Below are 17,787 nucleotides of genomic sequence, written 5' to 3'. Positions count from 1 at the left end.
CTTTTTTCATGGCCGCTGCCACAGCAGCCTGGCCAGGGGCAGGGCGGCCAGGGCGGCGTCCCTGTCCCCTTCCACATGGGCCCGGCTGATGGCGCCTTCCTTCAGGAGTTGCAGCGCCTCGGCCAGGGCCCTGGCATCGGCGCCCGGGCAGTGGCTGGCCAGCTCCGTCTCCAGCAGTGCCAGTATCCTTACCTTGTGGGCCCGGCAGGCCTGATGCACCGGGCTGGCGGCCTCGCTGTATTCGCCACAGGCGTTGATAAAGAAGCAGCCCAGAAAGGGCGCCAGGGCCGGCACCCTGTCGTTGAACCAGTCGTCCAGGGCCAGGAACAGCGCCTCCAGGCGCGCCTCGCCCGGGGCCGTGGCGGTGAGCCTGGCTCGCAGCCAGTCGTAAAAACGCTTGTCCCGCTCGGCCAGGGCCGCCAGCACCAGCTCCTCCTTGCCGGCGAAGTGGCTGTACAGGGTCTTCTTGGCCACGCCGGCGGCCCCCAGCAGGTCATTGATGCCGGTGGCGTGGATGCCGCTGCGGTAGAAGTGGGCCAGGGCGGTGTCGACAAGTTGCTGGCGTTTGGCGGACATGGCTAGGGCTCTGGAGCTGATCTTCAATGGCGCCATATTGACACAGGTAGACAAGTCGGTCTAGTTTGTAGACCGATTTGTCTACTTGAGGTGTTTTCCATGCTTGCCCAACTCCGTTCCCGATTCCTGCCGGCCCTGGTCGCCGGCCTGGGCGCCGCCTGCTGCATCGGCCTGCTGGCGCTGCTGGACCTGTCCGGCCAGGGCCTGTGGCTGATGGCCCCCTTCGGTGCCACCATGGTCATTGCCTTTGGCCTGCCGCAAAGCCCCCTGGCCCAGCCCCGCAACATCGTCCTTGGCCACCTGCTCACCAGTCTGATCGGCCTGTGCTGCCTGCAGCTGTTCGGGGCCGGTCCCGCCGCCCTGGCCCTGGCCTGCGGCCTGGGGGTGATGGCCATGCTGGTCACCGACACCACCCACCCGCCGGCAGGCGCCAACCCCCTGGTGGTGATGCTGACCGGCCAGGATTGGTCCTTCCTGGTGTCGCCGGTGCTGACCGGCACCGTGCTGATCGTGGCGGTGGCCGTGGCCTACAACAGGGGCGTGCGGGGCCAGGCCTACCCCCAGCGCTGGCTGCTGTAAACTCTTCGTGACAGGGATTTTGGGGCCATGTTGCCGTTTCGCCCCGGCCGGGCGGCCGCTTCGGCCCCTGGGGTGGGTAGTGTCAGCAATAATTGACGCAGATCAGGGAAATCTGACCTTTACGTAAAGGGTTAACCTCTGCTGTCCAAGGGGTTATACCTCAGGATGTATAACCACAACCCCTATTTGAAGAAGAGGAAGCAGCAATGTCAGTAGATACCAGTTACAACCCCCTGGGCACCGACGGTTTCGAGTTTGTCGAGTACACCGCCGCCGACGCCGAGGGCATCCAGAAGCTGAAAGATCTCTTCGTCTCCCTGGGCTTCGCCGAAGTGGCCAAGCACAAGCACAAGGACGCCTGGCTGTATCGCCAGGGCGACATCAACTTCATCGTCAACGGCCAGCCCAACAGCCAGGCCGAGCAGTTCGCCCGCGAGCACGGCCCCTCCGTCTGCGCCATGGCCTTCCGCGTCACCGACGCCAAGAAGGCCTACGAGCACGCCCTGGAAAACGGCGCCAAGGCCTACGCCAACCCGGTCGGCCCCATGGAAATCAACGTGCCGGCCGTGTACGGCATCGGCGAGTCGCTGCTGTACTTCGTGGACATGTACGGCGAGAAGGACATCTACGGCGTCGACTTTGAATTCTACCCCGACTTCCAGGAGCGCATGGCCCGCGTCAACGCCGGCCTCTACGAGATCGACCACCTGACCCACAACGTGCGCCGCGGCAACATGGCGGTGTGGGCCAACTTCTACGAGAAGATCGGCAACTTCCGTGAGATCCGCTACTTCGACATCGAAGGCAAGCTGACCGGCCTGGTTTCCAAGGCCATGACCGCCCCCTGCGGCAAGATCCGCATCCCCATCAACGAATCCTCCGACGACAAGTCCCAGATCGAGGAATTCATCAAGGAATACAACGGCGAAGGCATCCAGCACATCGCCCTGACCACGGACGACATCTACGAGACCGTCAAGAGCCTGCGCGACCGCGGCACCAAGTTCATGTTCACCCCGGACACCTACTACGAGAAGGTCAACAGCCGCGTGGAAGGCCACGAGGAAGACCTGGATCTGCTCAAGGAGCTGCGCATCCTCATCGACGGCGCCCCCATGAAGGACGGCATCCTGCTGCAGATCTTCACCGACACCGTCATAGGCCCGGTGTTCTTCGAGATCATCCAGCGTAAGGGCAACGAAGGCTTCGGCGAGGGCAACTTCAAGGCCCTGTTCGAGTCCATCGAGGAAGATCAGATCCGCCGCGGAGTGCTCAGCGATGCGTAACTGGATCAACCACCCCCTCAAGCAGGGCCAGCATTCGCGCCAGGCCCATGCGGATTTCCCGGAGGAGGGCATCTACGAGCGCGAGATGGGCAAGGAGGGCTTCTTCGGCCCCACCGCCCATATCCATCATCGCCACGCCCCCACCGGCTGGACAGACTGGCAAGGCCCGCTGCGCCCGCGCCTGTTTGACCTGAACCAGGTCCAGGGCGAGGGCAACAGCCCCTGGGGCGCCGACATGGTGCTGTCCAACGCCAGCTGCAAGTACCGGATCTGGCGTCCCAGCGCCAAGATGGAGCGCCTGGCCCGCAACGCCGACGGCGATGACCTGCTGTTCATCCACGAAGGCGAGGCCGATTTCTACTGCGACTTCGGCCACATGAGCCTGCGCGACGGCGACTACGTGATGATCCCTCGGGGCACCATGTGGCGCATCGAGCCCAAGGGCCCCATGTACGTGCTGATGATCGAGGCCACCAACGACCACTACAAGCTGCCGGAGAAGGGCATCCTGGGTCCCCAGGCCATCTTCGACACCGCCATGCTGGACGTGCCAGAGATCAACGACGCCTTCCTGGCCCAGCAGGACGAAAACACCTGGCAGCTGGAGATCAAGCGCCACGGCCAGGTCAGCACCGTCACCTACCCGTTCAACCCCCTGGACGCCATCGGCTGGCACGGTGACCTCAGCGTGGTGCGCATCAACTGGCGCGACATCCGTCCGCTGATGAGCCACCGCTACCACCTGCCGCCCAGCGCCCACACCACCTTCGTGGCGGCGCGCTTCGTGATCTGCACCTTCGTGCCGCGGCCCATCGAGTCCGATCCGGGCGCGCTCAAGGTGCCCTTCTACCACAACAATGACGACTTTGACGAAGTCCTCTTCTACCATGCCGGTGACTTCTTCAGCCGCGACAACATCGAGCGCGGCATGATGACCTTCCACCCGGCCGGTTTCACCCATGGTCCTCATCCCAAGGCCTTCAAGGCCGGCATGGAGTACAAGAAGAAATTCACCGACGAAGTGGCGGTGATGCTCGACACCAGGGACGCCCTGGAGGTACACGAGCCGGCCCTGGGCACCGAGAACCCGGACTACGTCAACAGCTGGAAAAGCCAAGGATAAAGATGAAACTCGCAACACTGAAAAACGGTACCCGTGACGGCCAGCTGGTGGTCGTGTCCAAGGATCTGAGCAAGGCCGTGGCCGTGCCCCAGATCGCCGCCACCCTGCAGGCGGCCATCGACAACTGGGCCGAGCTGGCGCCCAGGCTGGACGAGATCTACCAGGCTCTGAACGCCGGCACCATCGACGGCGCCATGGCCTTCGACCAGGGCCAGTGCGAATCGCCGCTGCCCCGCGCCTACCAGTGGGCCGACGGCTCCGCCTACGTCAACCACGTGGAGCTGGTGCGTAAGGCCCGCGGCGCCGAGATGCCGGAAACCTTCTGGACCGATCCGCTGATGTACCAGGGCGGCTCCGATTCCTTTATCGGTCCCCGCGACAATGTGCCGCTCGGCTCCGAGGACTGGGGCATCGACTTCGAATCGGAAGTGGCGGTGATCACCGACGACGTGCCCATGGGCGTGTCTCCGGAAGAGGCCGCCGAGCACATTTTGCTGTTCATGCTGGTCAACGACGTGTCCCTGCGCGGCCTGATCCCGGGCGAGCTGGCCAAGGGCTTTGGCTTCTTCCAGTCCAAGCCCTCCAGCGCCTTCTCGCCGGTGGCCGTGACCCCGGACGAGCTGGCCCATGTCTATGAAGACGGCAAGCTCCACCTGCCGCTGACCACCCGCCTCAACGACAAGCTGTTCGGCGAGCCGGACTGCGGCGTGGACATGACCTTCAACTTCCCGACCCTGGTCGCCCATGCCGCCAAGACCCGTCCCCTGGGCGCCGGCGCCATCATCGGCTCCGGCACCATCTCCAACTACGACAGATCCAAGGGCTCTTCCTGCCTGGCCGAGGTGCGCATGCTGGAGACCATCGATCAGGGCGCGCCCCAGACTTCCTTCATGAAGTTCGGTGACAAGGTGCGCATCGAGATGTTCGACAAGGACGGCAGCTCCATCTTCGGCGCCATCGACCAGACCATCGTCAAATACGAGGCGTAACATGAAGCTTTACGGCTACTGGCGCAGCTCCGCCGCCTACCGGGTCCGGATGGCCCTGAACCTCAAGGGCCTGGTCGCCGAGCAGCTGCCGGTGCATCTGGTCAGGGACGGCGGCGAGCAGCACAAGGCCGAGTATGCGGCCCTGAACCCCGCCGAGCTGGTGCCCACCCTGGTGGACGGCGACTTGGTCATCAACCAGTCCCTGGCCATCATCGAGTACCTGGACGAGCGCTACCCGGAACTGCCGCTGCTGCCCAGGGATCCGGCCGAGCGCGCCCAGGTGCGGGCCCTGGCCCTGGATATCGCCTGCGACGTGCATCCCCTCAACAACCTGAGGGTGCTGCAGTACCTGGCCGGCGAGCTGGGCGTGAGCGACGAGCAGAAGAGCGCCTGGTACCACCACTGGATCCAGGTGGGTTTCGCCGCCTTCGAGAAGCGCCTCCAGGAGACCGCCGGCGAGTACTGCTTCGGCAATAGCATTACCCTGGCGGATCTGTGCCTGGTGCCCCAGGTCTACAATGCCGAGCGCTTCAAGGTGGACTTGAGCCCGTACCCGACCCTGGTGGCCGTTTACGAGCGACTGATGCTGGTGGAAGCCATCAGCCAGGCTGCCCCCGAGGCCCAGCCCGACGCCGTGCTGTAAGGCATTCCAAGATGATAAAGGCCGCCCATCAGGGCGGCTTTTTTGTGGTTTTAGCTTTAGCTGGCTACTGGCATGATTGGCACCATTCGGGGACCTTGATCTGGCCCCAATACCCCAAGTGGACCCCGTAGGGGGCACCGCAAGCGGGGCAGGGTATGGTGTGGATGCGCCGCATCATGCGCCGGTGAGCCACGAAGAACCCCACGAACCCAAGCAGCATTCCGCCGTTGAAGCTGACATAGGCCAAAAACAGGCCGCCAGCAACGCCAAAAATAGCCACCTGAAGTAGCCTGCCGTTTCTGATTTCCTTTCTGGCCAACAGGTAAAGCCGGTATTGGTGCAGTTTCATGAATCACTTAGGCGTCGATGATCGATCAGATTTGGTGCTGCCTGGCATGGTTTTTCTATGATGATGCTACCACGGTAACTCACTGGTAGCGTTTTAAAGAAAATACCGATCCGGACTGCCGGTAACGTGCCCCACCGCCTTCGAAACCGTAAGCGGACGGCGCAGCACAGGGCATGCTAGACAGCCACTTAGCAGGGATGATGCTTTCAAGCCAGCTCCCGGCAGCGCCAGGGTTCGTAACAGGCAGCGCCGTGACGCGCTTGTTGGTGCTAAATCTCCTTTACCATCAGCACGGCGTCACCGGTATGGTGGATAAGCGGATGGGGATAGACCGGCTCGCGTGCCACTTCCCTGTACCCGGACCTCTCGTACAATCGCTTTGCCCCCGTATTCTGCTCGAACACGATCAGGCTGAGCTTGCTGAAGCCCTTCTCTCGCGCATGTTGCTCTGCCAGGGCGAGCAATTGCTTTCCCACGCCCCGGCCGCGAAATGCCGGAAACAAGGCCATGCCGCAGATGTAGTAACTGTTGTCTTCCTCTAGCTTGCTGTAGGGCGCCAACACCGGATCGCTTTGTGTCTCTGACGGGTCTACCTGCATCGGGAAGGCGACGAGCATGCCGACGACCTGCCCTGCGATTTCAACTACCACGCAGTTCTCGTAGCTAAAGGCCAGGCCTTCGCGCTCATAATGCTTTCGGCCCACCTCGAGGATATCCTCTCCAGGCCCGGCCGATTGTGTCCAGATATAGTCGGCCACGCCATCAGACGAGATACGATAGAGCGCCGCGATAGTGCCGCAGTCCTCTTTGGTCGCCGGCCTAATCCTTACGTCGCTCATAATGTTCTCTCGCTCAGGGGGGTGATAGGTTGAAGCCTGAGGCCGAATAGGTACGGCGTGGCATGACCGATAAGTTCACAATATAGATAGCCCGCTTTGGCCACGGCCCTGTTGCAAAGTCTCGGCGGCCAGGCCCGGGCCCAGTGCCAGCAGGGTGATTAGGGAAAAGGCATGTTTCCGATCCATGATGAGCGTTCCTTCCTGTGATTGGCGAGGACTAGCCCTGCAGCAGGGCCTCGGGCTCCAGTTGGGTAACCTCGACGATGACGTCGGCCGGGATGCCCAGCACCCGGGCATGCTCGCGCAACAGCGCCGGATCCTTGGCTTCGTACAGGCAGTAGGTCTTTTTCTTGTCGGCGCTCAGGAAGGAAAACAGCCACTGCACACCGATCTCCTCGTTGACCTCCAGGGTCTGGCGCACCGCCTGGGAGTCGAGTTCCAGTTGCTCCGCGAATTCCCGCTCGATGATAAAAAGTGCCATGGTCTGGCTCCTTGATGCCGTGGCAGTTGGATATGAGCCCTTGAACCGGCCTGGCTGGGCGATTGCCGGGCTTCAGATGAACAGGCCGTTCATTGCCCTCAAAGTGTTGCCTATCCTGGGGAGATTGCAGGCAGGGGAGGTGTAAAACGGCGAACCGGTCGTAAATTACCCCCTGAACTCATGAAAAATTCTTTTTATTCAAAAAGTTATGTGTGAAATGGGAAGTGGCGCCCTGAACTATACTTAATTCAGCCCCCACGAAAGTAGTAGGAGAACGCCATGAAAGACACCTGGTTGGTTGTGGCCGACAGCAGCAGAGCCCGGTTTTTCGATGTCGCCGACCGCAAGGGCACCCTCAAGGAGCTGGATGCCCTGGCCCATCCCGAATCCCGGCTTCATGAAGGCAAGATGACCAGCGACAGGCCCGGCCATGCCCGGGATGGCAATGGCATGGCCCGCTACAGCATCGATTCGGATCAGGGCGCCAAGACCCATGAAGCCATGCGCTTTGCCAAGGAAGTCAGCCAGTATCTGGAAGCCAAGCGCCAGGGCAAGGCCTATGAACAGCTGGTGCTGGTGGCCTCGCCCAAGTTCCTGGGGCAGCTTCGCAACGAGCTGACCCCGTCCAGTCGCGCCCTGGTGATCGGGGAATACGACAAGGCCCTGGGCCAGCTGGATTGCGACGAGATAGCCGGGCACCTGCCGGCCAAGTATTGGGAACTGCACTGATTTTCAGCGCGAGACAAAAAAACCGGCCAAGGCCGGTTTTTTTAGGGCATCACTTTCATGATCAGCGTTGCAGCAGGTGGGGGCGGAAGCGGTCCACCCACATGGCGGTGGCGCCGCACACGGCCACCGGCATGATGATCAGGTTGACGATGGGCACCATGGCAAACAGGGTGGTCAGGGCGCCGAAGCTGAAGCTGGCGCCGCGCTGGTATTTCAGGGCCAGCTTCATGTCCTGGAAGGGGATCTTGTGGTTGTCGAAGGGGTAGTCCAGATACTGGATGGCCATCATCCAGGCGGTGAACAGGAACCACAGCACCGGCGCCACCGACTGGCCCAGCACCGGGATGAAGAACAGGATCAAAAAGCCGATGGCCCTGGGCAGGTAGTACTTGAGCTTGGCCCATTCGCGGCCGATCAACCTGGGGGTGTCCTTGACCAGATCCAAAAAGCCGCCCTCCGGCATGGGCTCGCCGGTCAGGTGCAGTTCCATGCGCTCGGCCAGAATGCCGTTGAAGGGCGCCGCTATCCAGTTGGCCACGGCGCTGAAGATGAAGGAGAACACCACCAGGATGGAGACCACCGCCAGCGGCCAGAGCAGGTAGTTGAGCCAGCTCAGCCACTCGGGCAGGTAGTCGTCCACCCAGGCCATCAGCTGGTCCAGCTGACCGAACAGATAGCCGAAGGCGGTGGCAAACAGCAGCAGGTTGACCAGCAACGGCAGGAAAACGAAGCGGCGCACGCCCTTGGTCCTTATCAGTTGAAAGCCGCGCATCAGGTATTGGGCACCGGAAACCGGGTTTGCCATAGAAAGCTCCATTGCGATAGCGTGATGGCCGCAGTATAAAAAGGACAAGGCCGCCGGCAAAGGGCGGCTTTGTTACAAAACGCGAGCGGCTTTGTGGTAGATTCACGGGCTGCCTTGCCGATAACCATAACCATCAGAGACTGCCAGGGTTCATGCGCCTCAAGAGTATCAAATTGGCCGGATTCAAATCCTTCGTGGATCCGACCACAGTGCCTTTCCCCAAGGCCATGACGGCGATCCTGGGCCCCAACGGTTGTGGCAAATCCAACGTCATCGACGCCGTGCGCTGGGTGCTGGGCGAGTCCAGTGCCAAGAACCTGCGCGGCGACGCCATGACCGACGTCATCTTCAATGGCTCCAGCGGCCGCAAGCCGGTGTCCCAGGCCAGCGTCGAGCTGGTCTTCGACAACAGTGACGGCACCGCCAAGGGCGCCTACAACCAGTATGGCGAGATCGCCGTCAAGCGCCTGGTCACCCGGGACGGCCAGTCCCAGTATTTCCTCAACGGCAGCCGCTGCCGCCGCCGCGACATCACCGACATCTTCCTTGGCACCGGCCTCGGGCCGCGCTCCTACGCCATCATAGAGCAGGGCATGATCTCCCGGCTCATCGAATCCAAGCCCCAGGAGCTGAGGGTCTTCATCGAGGAGGCGGCGGGGATCTCCAAGTACAAGGAGCGGCGCCGCGAAACCGAAAACCGCATCCGCCACACCCGCGACAACCTGGAGCGCCTGGATGACGTGCGCGAGGAGCTGGGCAAGCAGATCGACAAGCTGCGCCGCCAGGCCGACGCCGCCAGGCGCTACCGCGAATACAAGGCCAGCGAGCGCGAGCACAAGGGCCTGCTGGCGGCGCTGAGGTGGCGCCGCCACAACGATGCGTTGCAGAAGCTCGAAAGCGAAATTCGCGACCTGGAAACGGACCTGGAAAAATTCATCGCCCAGAGCCGGGGCGACGACAAGGCCATCATCGAACTCAAGGACGCCCAGCACGACCGCAAGGACGAGCTGGAGGCGGCCCAGAGCCGCTATTACCGGCTGGGCTCCGACATCGCCCGCCTGGAGCAGAGCCTGACCCACGCCAGCAGCCGCAAGCAGCAGCTGGACGAACAGATCCAGCGCCTGCAGCTGCGTTTCGAACAGGCCAAGGAAACCCTGGCCCAGGACCAGCTGCGCCAGGAGGAAGGGGCCATGCAGCTGGAGGAGCTGCAGCCAGAGCTGGAGCTCCTCGCCGAGCAGCTGCAGGAGGTTCGGGACCGCCGCCAGGCCCTGGAAGACAGGCTCAATGCCGCCCGCAGCGCCGCCCTCGACAAGGAGCGCCAGCAGGGCCAGATCCGCACCCAGCAGCAGGTGCTGGCCACCAGGGTCGAACACGGCCGGGCCGAACTGGCCCGCCAGCAGAGCGCCCTGGCCGCCCTGGCTGGCGGCGACGACCAGGACGAGCTGGCGCTCCTTGGCGAACAGCGGGACGAGGCCGCCGAGGCCCTGGCCCTGGCAGCGCAGGAGCAGGAGCTGGACGCCGAGGCCCTGGCTCAATGCCAGGCCGCCCTGGACGAGCGCAAGGCGATGCTTCGGCAACGCCAGGAGGCGCTGCGCCAGGCTCAGCGCCAGGAAGACGAATGCCAGGCCCGCATCCAGAGCCTGGAGGCCCTGACCGAAAGCCTCACCCGGGACCAGGACGTGGATGCCGCCCTGGCCGGGCTGGGGCTGGCCGACAGTCCCAGCCTGCTCGACGCCATCCAGATAGAGCCCCAATGGCAACAGGCCCTGGAGCAGGTGCTGGGCAGCTGGCTGTCGGCGCGGATCGGCACCCTGCCGGATGGCCTGGGCGAGGCCGCCGTCACCCTGAGGCTGCTGGAGCCAGGCCAGGGAGAGGCGCCCCAGGCCGGCACCCTGGCCGGGCAGATCCAAAGCCCGGTGCCACTGCCCTGGCTGAACGACATTGTCCTGGCCGAGAGCCGTGAACAGGCCCTGGCCGGGCGCCATGAGCTTAAGCGTCAGCAGTCATTTATCTGCCCCGATGGATTCTGGGTCGGGCCCAACTGGGTGCTGACCGGCCCCGAAGGCCAGAACTGGCTGGCCCAGGTGCAGGCCCTGCATGACGCCAGGGCGGCGCTGCCGACCCTGAGCGAAGCCAGGCAAGAAGCCGAGCGGGCCCTGGCCCAGGCCAATGCCGCCCTGGGCGAGGCCGAGCAGGCCCTGGCTCGGGGTCAGGACCAGCTGCGCCGGGCCGAACAGCAACAGCACGAGGCCCGCCAGGCCCTGTCGTTGTTGGAGCACCAGCACCAGAGCCTGCAGCAGCGGCTGGCGGACAAGGCCAGGCAGCAGGCCGAGCTCCGGGAGCGCTTGGACGAGCAGCGCCTGCAGCTGGAGCTGCTGGAGGAAGAGCGCCTGGCCCTGGACGAGCGGCTGATGCTGCTGGAAGAGCAGGAGCTGGGCAGGGACGACCAGTCCGGCCTGGAGGACGAGCTGGCACGGCTTCGCGACCAGGAGCAGCAACTGGCCGGCCGTTACCAGCAGCAGGCCATCAGCCTGGAAGGGGTCCGCTCCCGCCTGGCCGGCCTGACCGAGTCCCGCCGCCGGGCCCAGGAGCAGCTGGAGGAGATCCAGGACCAGCAGCAGGCCCTGCGCGAAGAGCGGCTGATGCTGGACGACCCCGGCAACGACCAGCGCGAGCAGCTGGCGCTGTGGCTGGAGCAGCACCGGGAAGTGGAGCAGGATCTGGAGCGCATCAACGCTGAGCTGGCCCAGCTCGACGAGCGCCTGGCGGCCCTGGAGGAAGGCCAGGCCGCGGCCTTCGCCAGGGTCCAGGCCATGCAGGGCGAGATAGACAAGCGCCGCCTGGACGGGGAAGGGCACAAGATCCGCGCCGAGCAGGCCAGGGAGCAGCTGGATGAGCTGGACCAGGCCTTGGACGACCTCCTGCCCAGGCTGAGCGACGCCCACAGCGAGGAAGGACTCACCCGCGAACTGGAGCGGCTCGGCAACGCCATCGGCCGCCTGGGCGCCATCAACCTGGCCGCCATCGAGGAATTCGAGCAGCAGTCGGAGCGCAAGCAGTACCTGGACGCCCAGCACGGCGATCTGGTGGAGGCCCTGGAGACCCTGGAGTCGGTCATTCGCAAGATAGACAGGGAGACCAAGGCCCGCTTCAAGGAGACCTTCGATCAGGTCAATGGCGATCTCCAGCACCTGTTCCCCAAGGTCTTCGGCGGCGGCAGCGCCTACCTGGAGCTGACCGGCGAGGATCTGCTCGATACCGGCGTGACCATCATGGCCAGGCCGCCGGGCAAGCGAAACAGCACCATCCACCTGCTCTCCGGTGGTGAAAAGGCGTTGACCGCCTTATCATTGGTGTTTGCCATTTTCCGCCTCAATCCGGCACCCTTCTGTATGCTGGACGAGGTGGACGCGCCGCTGGACGACGCCAACGTGGAGCGTTTCTGCCGCCTGGTGCGGGAGATGTCCGAGACGGTACAGTTTATCTACATCAGCCATAACAAGGTCTCCATGGAGATGGCTGATCAGCTGACCGGGGTCACCATGCATGAACCCGGCGTATCGCGCATAGTCGCAGTGAATATCGAAGAAGCCGTGGCCCTGGCCGAGGCGGGCTGACAATAAAAACTTATGGGAATCGTTCATGGATAGCATGCGAATCATTCTTATCGTTCTGGGGGTTCTGGCCATCGGTGGCCTGCTGGCCCACGGGCTCTGGTCCATTCGCCAGCAGGGCCAGGCCAGGCTCAGATCCAAGCCGATGAAAAAGGTGGCCCCCGAGCCCAAGCCCAAGGACGAGGGCGGCTTCGACGACGACGGCATCGGCCAGGTGCGTACCGTCGGCAGCCGCACCGAGCCCAAGATGGAGCAGCTGGACCTGAGCCTGGACAAGGAGCAGAGCGCGCCACAGCCCAAGGCCATGCCCAAGGCCGAGCCCGCCCCCCGTGCCCAGCAGCCGGCCAAGCCGGCGCCGGTCCAGGCGGAGTTGGCCGTGGAGGCGGTCGCCGAGGTGGCCGAGGCCGTCGCCGAGCCGCCGCCGGCAAGGCCTGAGCCCGCCCCGGTCGCCGAGCCCGTTGCGGCGCCCGAGCCGGCCGAGCAGCCCGAGCCGGTTATCGTGGAGGGGCAGCCCGAGGCCGAGCCGCAGCCGGCCCCCCAGGCCGAGCCGGCGCCGGTGGACGAGGTGCTGGTGCTCAACGTCATCGCCCGGGAAGACAGCATCATTGAAGGCGCCGAGCTGCTGCCGGAGCTGCTGTCCATGGGCTTCAAGTTCGGCGAGATGAAGATTTTTCACCGCCACAAGGACGCCAACGGCCGCGGCCCGGTGCTGTTCTCCCTGGCCAACCTGGTCAATCCCGGCACCTTCGAGCTGGACGACATGGAGCAGTTCTCCACCCAGGGCGTGGCCCTGTTCATGACCCTGCCCAACGAGGGCGAGGCCATGAAGGCCTTTGCCATGATGCTGGCCGCCGCCCAGAAGCTGGCCGAGGAATTCGGCTGCCAGGTGCTGGACGGCGACCGTAACCTGGTTTCCACCCAGACGGTGCAGCATTACCAGAGCAAGATCCGCGAATTCACCCGCCGGCAGCTGCTGGCCGCCGGCAGTGCCGTCTAAATTCCCTTTGCCCAACTTCAAAGCCCGGCGGCCTCGCCGGGCTTTTGCGTGATAAAAGCCATGACCGATATCCAAGACCGCATCCAGCGCCTGCGCGCGCAGCTCAACGACCACAACCACCGCTACTACGTGCTGGACGATCCCAGTGTGCCCGACGCCGAGTACGACCGCCTGATGAGGGAGCTGCAAGCCCTGGAGGCCGAACACCCCGAGCTGGTGACCCCGGACTCCCCCAGCCAGCGGGTCGGCGCCCGGCCGGCCACCGCCTTTGCCGAGGTGGCCCACGAGATCCCCATGCTGTCGCTGGGCAACGCCATGAACGCCGAGGAGTTCGACGCCTTCGTCAAACGGGTGGCGGATCGCCTCAAGGACGACGGCGCCCAGCACTGGTGCTGCGAGCCCAAGCTGGACGGCCTGGCGGTGAGCCTGCTGTACGAAAACGGCCAGCTGGTGCGCGGCGCCACCCGTGGCGATGGCCGCACCGGTGAGGACATCACCCAGAACGTGCGCACCATCAGGGCCATTCCGCTGACCTTGCGCGGCGACTTCCCGGCCAGGCTGGAGGTGCGCGGCGAGGTCTACATGACCCGCTCCGGCTTCGAGGCCATGAACCAGAAGGCCATGGAAAGCGGCGACAAGGTGTTCGCCAACCCCAGGAACGCCGCCGCCGGCTCGCTCAGGCAGCTGGACTCGCGCATCACCGCCCGCCGGCCCCTGGCCTTCTACGCATACGGTTTGGGCGTCGCCGAAGGCGCCGAGCTGCCCGGCAGCCATCACGGGCGCCTGGAATGGCTCAGGGGCCTGGGCCTGCCGGTGTGCCCGGCGATCCGGCTGGCCGACGGCGCCGACGCCGTCCGCGACTACCATGGCGACATCCTGGCCAGGCGCGACCAGCTGGACTACGAGATCGACGGCGTGGTCATCAAGCTCGACAGCGTCGCCCTGCAGGAGGAGCTGGGCTTCGTGGCCCGGGCACCGCGCTGGGCCATCGCCTGGAAGTTCCCGGCCCAGGAGGAGATGACGGTGCTTGAGGACGTGGAATTCCAGGTTGGCCGCACCGGCGCCATCACCCCGGTGGCCAAGCTGGCACCGGTGTTCGTGGGCGGGGTCACCGTTTCCAACGCCACCTTGCACAACGCCGACGAAATCGCCCGCCTGGGGGTGCGCATCGGCGATACCGTGATCGTGCGCCGGGCCGGCGACGTCATCCCCCAGGTGGTGCGGGTGGTGGAAACCGAGCCCAGGGGCGAGCGGGACATCCTCTTCCCCGAACAGTGCCCGGTCTGTAACTCCCAGGTGGAGCGTCTGGAAGGGGAGGCCGTGGCCCGCTGTACCGGCGGCCTGTTCTGCGGCGCCCAGCGCAAGCAGGCGCTCAGGCACTTCGCCTCCCGCAAGGCCCTGGACATCGAGGGCCTGGGGGACAAGGTCATAGAGCAGCTGGTGGACCAGGATCTGATCAGGAACCCGGCCGAGCTGTTCGCCCTGGCGCCCGAGCAGCTGCTGAAGCTGGAGCGCATGGGCGAGAAGTCCGCCACCAAGCTGGTGGCCCATATCCGCCAGGCCAAGGAGACCAGCCTGGCCCGCTTCCTCTACGCCCTGGGCATCCGCGAGGTGGGCGAGACCACCGCCGCCACCCTGGCCGGCCATTTCCGCACCCTGGAGGCCCTGAAGGAGGCCGACCTGGAAACCCTGCAGGCGGTGCCGGACGTGGGGCCCATCGTTGCCCAGCACATCCACACCTTCTTCCGCCAGCCCCACAACCTGGAGGTGCTTGAGGCCCTGCTGGAAGCCGGCCTGCACTGGCCAGAGGTGGCGGTGAAGGAAGAGAGCGAGCAGCCCCTCAAGGGCCAGACCGCGGTGCTGACCGGCACCCTGTCGCAGATGGGCCGCAGCGAGGCCAAGGGCAAGCTGGAGAGCCTGGGGGTCAAGGTGGCGGGCTCGGTGTCCAAGAACACCGACTTCCTGGTGGCGGGCGAGAAGGCCGGCTCCAAGCTGGCCAAGGCCCAGGAGCTGGGCGTCAAGGTACTGGACGAGGACGCCATGCTGGCCCTCTTTGCCGAGCACGGGGTCTGATATGCGCGTCTGGCTTTACCGGCTTTTCTTCATGCTGATCCTGGTGCTGGTCTATACGTACGGCCTCACCCTGATCATGTACCTGGTGGGCACCAATGTGCCCCGTTTCCCGGTGCTGGCCTGGCTGGGCGATCCCGTCCAGCCTTGGAGCCTGCTGCTGGTCACCCTGGGCATGCAGCTGCTGAGCGTGCCCACCGCCTATGCCATCGCCCGCCTGGAGGAGGAGCTGCCCAACTGGCTGGCCTTCATGGTGGCGGTGCCGGGCCCGGCCATGATGCTGTTTCCCGACTGGCAGGCCCAGCTGAGCGTGCTGGGCTATGTCGGCGAGCCGCTGGCGGAGCTGCTTAGCCTGCCGCTGTGGACCTGGTGGCTGAGCCGGCGCTTGAAGCGCCGGGCGGCGGCCAGGGGGGATTTCCAGGCCTGAGCGGGTAGCTTCTCCTAAGCTTTTCATTGTGAAAGCTTTCCAGGAGAACCCGTGATGGACAGTGCCCTCAGGCTCAAGCTGCTGCGCGTCGCCCTGGTGGTGATCGGCCTCATCTTCCTCTGCGGCCTCTTCATCCTGATGAAGAGCTGGCCGGCGGCCTGGACCTGGGAGCCGCGCCAGAGCGAGTACGAGGAGATGCTGCTGGGGATCTATGCCACCCTGGGGGTGTTCCTGATGCGGGCGGCCCGGGATCCCCTGGCCAACCTGGGGCTGATCTGGTTCACGGTCTGGTCGAGCCTGGTCCACGGCGCCATCATGCTGATCCAGGCGCTGCAGGATCCCCTGGACAGGGCCAACCTGCTCGGCGACGTGCCCGGCCTCCTGCTTGTCGCTCTGGTGCTGGCCTGGCTCACCCCCAGGCAGTATCCCAGGGGCTGAGTGCCCTGGCGGGCAAGCGGGGCTCACACAGGGATGGGCCGCTTTTTTATGCCTGGACCGGCCGGGGGGATTGTCCCGGGTGGGGGCAGTTTGCTAACTTCAAGACTAACGACGAGTTTTTGTGTATTCAGGAAGGCCTCTTGCCCATTTTGCCGAAGTTTCGACGTGCCAGAGCCAGTGATGCGGCTGCCATCGCCGGCCTGCTGGTACGGAGTTGGCAACAAAGCTACCGCCAGTTTCTGCCCGCCGAGTACCTGTCCTCGCTGACAGTGGAAGGGCGCCTGAGCCTGGTGGAATCCCTCATCAAGCAGCCCCAGAGCGAGACCTGGCTGGTCGAAGACGACGGCCGCCTGCTCGGTTTCGTCAACACCGGCCGCAGCCGCGATCCGGACGTGGACAGGCGCACCACGGCCGAGCTCCGGGCTCTGTACCTGGAGCCGGATCAGGTGGGCTCCGGCCTGGGCGCGGCGCTGCTGCTCAGGGCCATGGAGTCCATGGTGACCCAGGGCTTTTTGGAAGTGATGCTGTGGGTGCTGGAGGACAACCAGCAGGGCATCGCCTTCTGGCTCAGGCACGGCTTCAAGCAGGACGGTTGCCGCCGCGAGGAACAGCGTGAAGGCGCCGAGCTGCGCCAGGTGCGCTTTCGCCGCCCGCTCAGCCAGTAACAGGCATTGCAAACAAGAACGGCGCCATCGGCGCCGTTTTTTTATGCCCCCATGACCTGGGCGGCGATGACCAGGCCCCCGGAGGCGATCAGGCCCAGGGCGCGGCCCCTGGAGCCCAGCAGCCGGTGGCTGATAAGCCCGGGGATCACCAGGGCCAGCATGGCCAGGGCGATGGCGGCATAACCCAGGGCGGCGATGAAGCCGTCCGGGTAGAACAGCGCCACCAGCAGCGGTGGCAAAAAGGTGATGGCGGTGGTCTGCAAGCGGCCCCAGGTGCTGTTGCTACGCCTGGTCACCGCCGCCATGAAGTCGAACAGGCCAAGGGCCACGCCCAGGAAGGAGGTGGCCAGGGCCAGATCGGCGAACAGCTTCAGGCCCTGGCTGGCCAGGCCGGACTCGCCGCCGACGGCGGTGAGCATGGCGTCCACCGAGCCGTCCAGGCCCTGTAGGGTGCCACTGCCCACCGAGCCGTAGATGACGGCCTGCCAGCCCAGGTACAGCAGCAGCGGCAGGGCGGAGCCGGCGATCAGCGCCAGGCGCAGCCTGCGGCGGTCACCGTCCAGGTAGCCGACCAGGCTGGGAATGCCGCCGTGGAAGCCGAAGGAGGTGAAGACCACCGGCAGGGCGGTGAGCATGGACAGCTCCACCACCCCTTGGGGCAGCAGCTGGCGGCTGTCCACGTCCGGCATCAGCTGGTTGAACACCAGCACCAGTACCAGCAGCTTGAGGCTGAACAGCAGCCGGTTGGACAGATCGACGCTGCGGGTGGACAGGGTCACCACCGCGGCCACCGCCAGGGTGAACAGGGGCGCCGCCAGCTGGCCGTCCAGGCCGAAGCGGGCCGCCAGCAGGCTGGCACCGCCGCTGATGTAGGCGGCCATCAGGGCATAGTAGAGAAAGCCCATGCAGGCGCCGGTGAGCAGGCGGCCGCTCTTGCCCAGGGTTTCGGTGGCCAGGCTGTCCAGGGAATGGGCCTTGCCACCCGCCACGAACAGATCCGCCATCACCCAGGCGGCAAAGGCGGCCAGCAGCCAGCAGGCCACCAGCAGCAAGGCGCTGTAGAAGAAACCCAGGTGGGCCGAAGCCAGGGGCAGGGCGAGCATGCCGGCGCCTATGGTGGTGCCGGCCACGATGAGGGCGGAGCCCAGAGTTTTTTGCATGAAAATCCGATCCTGTA

Annotated in this window: 18 protein-coding genes; 12 read left to right on the top strand and 6 right to left on the bottom strand. The window is 64.9% G+C overall.

What is annotated here, in order from left to right:
- Positions 1 to 6 precede the first annotated feature (6 nt).
- Complete coding sequence (locus WDB71_RS10310) at positions 7 to 576, bottom strand: TetR/AcrR family transcriptional regulator (protein ID WP_341501495.1); 570 nt, start codon at positions 574 to 576, stop codon at positions 7 to 9.
- A gap of 99 nt (positions 577 to 675) precedes the next feature.
- On the opposite strand from WDB71_RS10310, the gene WDB71_RS10305 reads away from it, so the two are divergent.
- From WDB71_RS10305 to maiA, 5 genes are all read left to right on the top strand, one after another.
- Positions 676 to 1,155, top strand: a complete 480-nt coding sequence (locus WDB71_RS10305) for an HPP family protein (protein ID WP_341501494.1) — start codon at positions 676 to 678, stop codon at positions 1,153 to 1,155.
- A gap of 206 nt (positions 1,156 to 1,361) precedes the next feature.
- Positions 1,362 to 2,441, top strand: a complete 1,080-nt coding sequence (hppD, locus tag WDB71_RS10300; RefSeq protein WP_341501493.1) for a 4-hydroxyphenylpyruvate dioxygenase — start codon at positions 1,362 to 1,364, stop codon at positions 2,439 to 2,441.
- Positions 2,434 to 3,564 carry a homogentisate 1,2-dioxygenase gene (locus WDB71_RS10295; RefSeq protein ID WP_341501492.1) on the top strand — a complete coding sequence of 377 codons (1,131 nt, stop codon included), beginning with the start codon at positions 2,434 to 2,436 and terminating at the stop codon, positions 3,562 to 3,564. The genes hppD and WDB71_RS10295 overlap by 8 nt, the downstream gene beginning before the upstream one ends.
- Positions 3,565 to 3,566: 2 nt before the next feature.
- Positions 3,567 to 4,553, top strand: coding sequence for a fumarylacetoacetate hydrolase family protein (locus WDB71_RS10290; protein ID WP_341501491.1), 987 nt, complete (start codon positions 3,567 to 3,569; stop codon positions 4,551 to 4,553).
- A gap of 1 nt (position 4,554) precedes the next feature.
- On the top strand, positions 4,555 to 5,196 hold the full coding sequence (gene maiA / locus WDB71_RS10285) for a maleylacetoacetate isomerase (RefSeq protein ID WP_341501490.1): 642 nt from the start codon (positions 4,555 to 4,557) through the stop codon (positions 5,194 to 5,196).
- Positions 5,197 to 5,260: 64 nt separating this feature from the next.
- Here the strand turns inward: maiA and WDB71_RS10280 are convergent, their stop codons facing one another.
- The 3 genes from WDB71_RS10280 to WDB71_RS10270 form a co-directional block, all read right to left on the bottom strand.
- A complete protein-coding gene (locus tag WDB71_RS10280; RefSeq protein ID WP_341501489.1) occupies positions 5,261 to 5,545 on the bottom strand; it encodes a hypothetical protein in 285 nt (94 codons plus the stop codon).
- A gap of 269 nt (positions 5,546 to 5,814) precedes the next feature.
- The gene (locus tag WDB71_RS10275; RefSeq protein ID WP_341501487.1) at positions 5,815 to 6,384 is read right to left on the bottom strand and encodes a GNAT family N-acetyltransferase; all 570 of its coding nucleotides are present in this window, start codon (positions 6,382 to 6,384) and stop codon (positions 5,815 to 5,817) included.
- Between the two features lie 217 nt (positions 6,385 to 6,601).
- A complete protein-coding gene (locus tag WDB71_RS10270) occupies positions 6,602 to 6,865 on the bottom strand; it encodes a DUF4242 domain-containing protein (RefSeq protein ID WP_341501486.1) in 264 nt (87 codons plus the stop codon).
- A gap of 279 nt (positions 6,866 to 7,144) precedes the next feature.
- Here WDB71_RS10270 and WDB71_RS10265 point away from each other — a divergent pair, with 279 nt between their 5' ends.
- The gene (locus WDB71_RS10265; RefSeq protein WP_341501485.1) at positions 7,145 to 7,594 is read left to right on the top strand and encodes a host attachment protein; all 450 of its coding nucleotides are present in this window, start codon (positions 7,145 to 7,147) and stop codon (positions 7,592 to 7,594) included.
- A 61-nt stretch (positions 7,595 to 7,655) separates the two neighbouring features.
- Here the strand turns inward: WDB71_RS10265 and cysZ are convergent, their stop codons facing one another.
- Positions 7,656 to 8,399 (bottom strand): sulfate transporter CysZ, encoded by a 744-nt coding sequence (gene cysZ, locus WDB71_RS10260; RefSeq protein ID WP_341501484.1) that lies wholly within the window; start codon positions 8,397 to 8,399, stop codon positions 7,656 to 7,658.
- 173 nt (positions 8,400 to 8,572) lie between these two features.
- Between cysZ and WDB71_RS10255 the strand changes: the two genes are divergently transcribed.
- The 6 genes from WDB71_RS10255 (at position 8,573) to WDB71_RS10230 (ending at position 16,610) form a co-directional block, all read left to right on the top strand.
- Positions 8,573 to 12,016: a chromosome segregation protein SMC gene (locus WDB71_RS10255; protein ID WP_341501483.1), complete on the top strand. Its 3,444-nt coding sequence runs from the start codon at positions 8,573 to 8,575 to the stop codon at positions 12,014 to 12,016.
- Positions 12,017 to 12,041: 25 nt separating this feature from the next.
- Positions 12,042 to 13,010: a cell division protein ZipA gene (gene zipA / locus WDB71_RS10250; RefSeq protein WP_341501482.1), complete on the top strand. Its 969-nt coding sequence runs from the start codon at positions 12,042 to 12,044 to the stop codon at positions 13,008 to 13,010.
- A 60-nt stretch (positions 13,011 to 13,070) separates the two neighbouring features.
- Positions 13,071 to 15,083 carry an NAD-dependent DNA ligase LigA gene (ligA, locus tag WDB71_RS10245; RefSeq protein ID WP_341501481.1) on the top strand — a complete coding sequence of 671 codons (2,013 nt, stop codon included), beginning with the start codon at positions 13,071 to 13,073 and terminating at the stop codon, positions 15,081 to 15,083.
- 1 nt (position 15,084) lies between these two features.
- Positions 15,085 to 15,507 carry a hypothetical protein gene (locus WDB71_RS10240; RefSeq protein ID WP_341501480.1) on the top strand — a complete coding sequence of 141 codons (423 nt, stop codon included), beginning with the start codon at positions 15,085 to 15,087 and terminating at the stop codon, positions 15,505 to 15,507.
- Positions 15,508 to 15,561: 54 nt separating this feature from the next.
- Entirely contained in the window at positions 15,562 to 15,945 is a 384-nt protein-coding gene (locus WDB71_RS10235; protein WP_341504205.1) for a DUF6632 domain-containing protein, read from the top strand.
- 140 nt (positions 15,946 to 16,085) lie between these two features.
- Complete coding sequence (locus WDB71_RS10230; protein ID WP_341501479.1) at positions 16,086 to 16,610, top strand: GNAT family N-acetyltransferase; 525 nt, start codon at positions 16,086 to 16,088, stop codon at positions 16,608 to 16,610.
- Between the two features lie 41 nt (positions 16,611 to 16,651).
- Here WDB71_RS10230 and WDB71_RS10225 read toward each other — a convergent pair whose 3' ends face one another.
- Positions 16,652 to 17,770, bottom strand: coding sequence for an aromatic amino acid transport family protein (locus tag WDB71_RS10225; RefSeq protein WP_341501478.1), 1,119 nt, complete (start codon positions 17,768 to 17,770; stop codon positions 16,652 to 16,654).
- Positions 17,771 to 17,787 lie beyond the last annotated feature (17 nt).

Origin of the sequence: Gallaecimonas sp. GXIMD4217, from assembly GCF_038087665.1 — a bacterium.
Lineage (GTDB): Bacteria > Pseudomonadota > Gammaproteobacteria > Enterobacterales > Gallaecimonadaceae > Gallaecimonas.
This window is presented reverse-complemented; position numbering and strand designations above follow the sequence as displayed.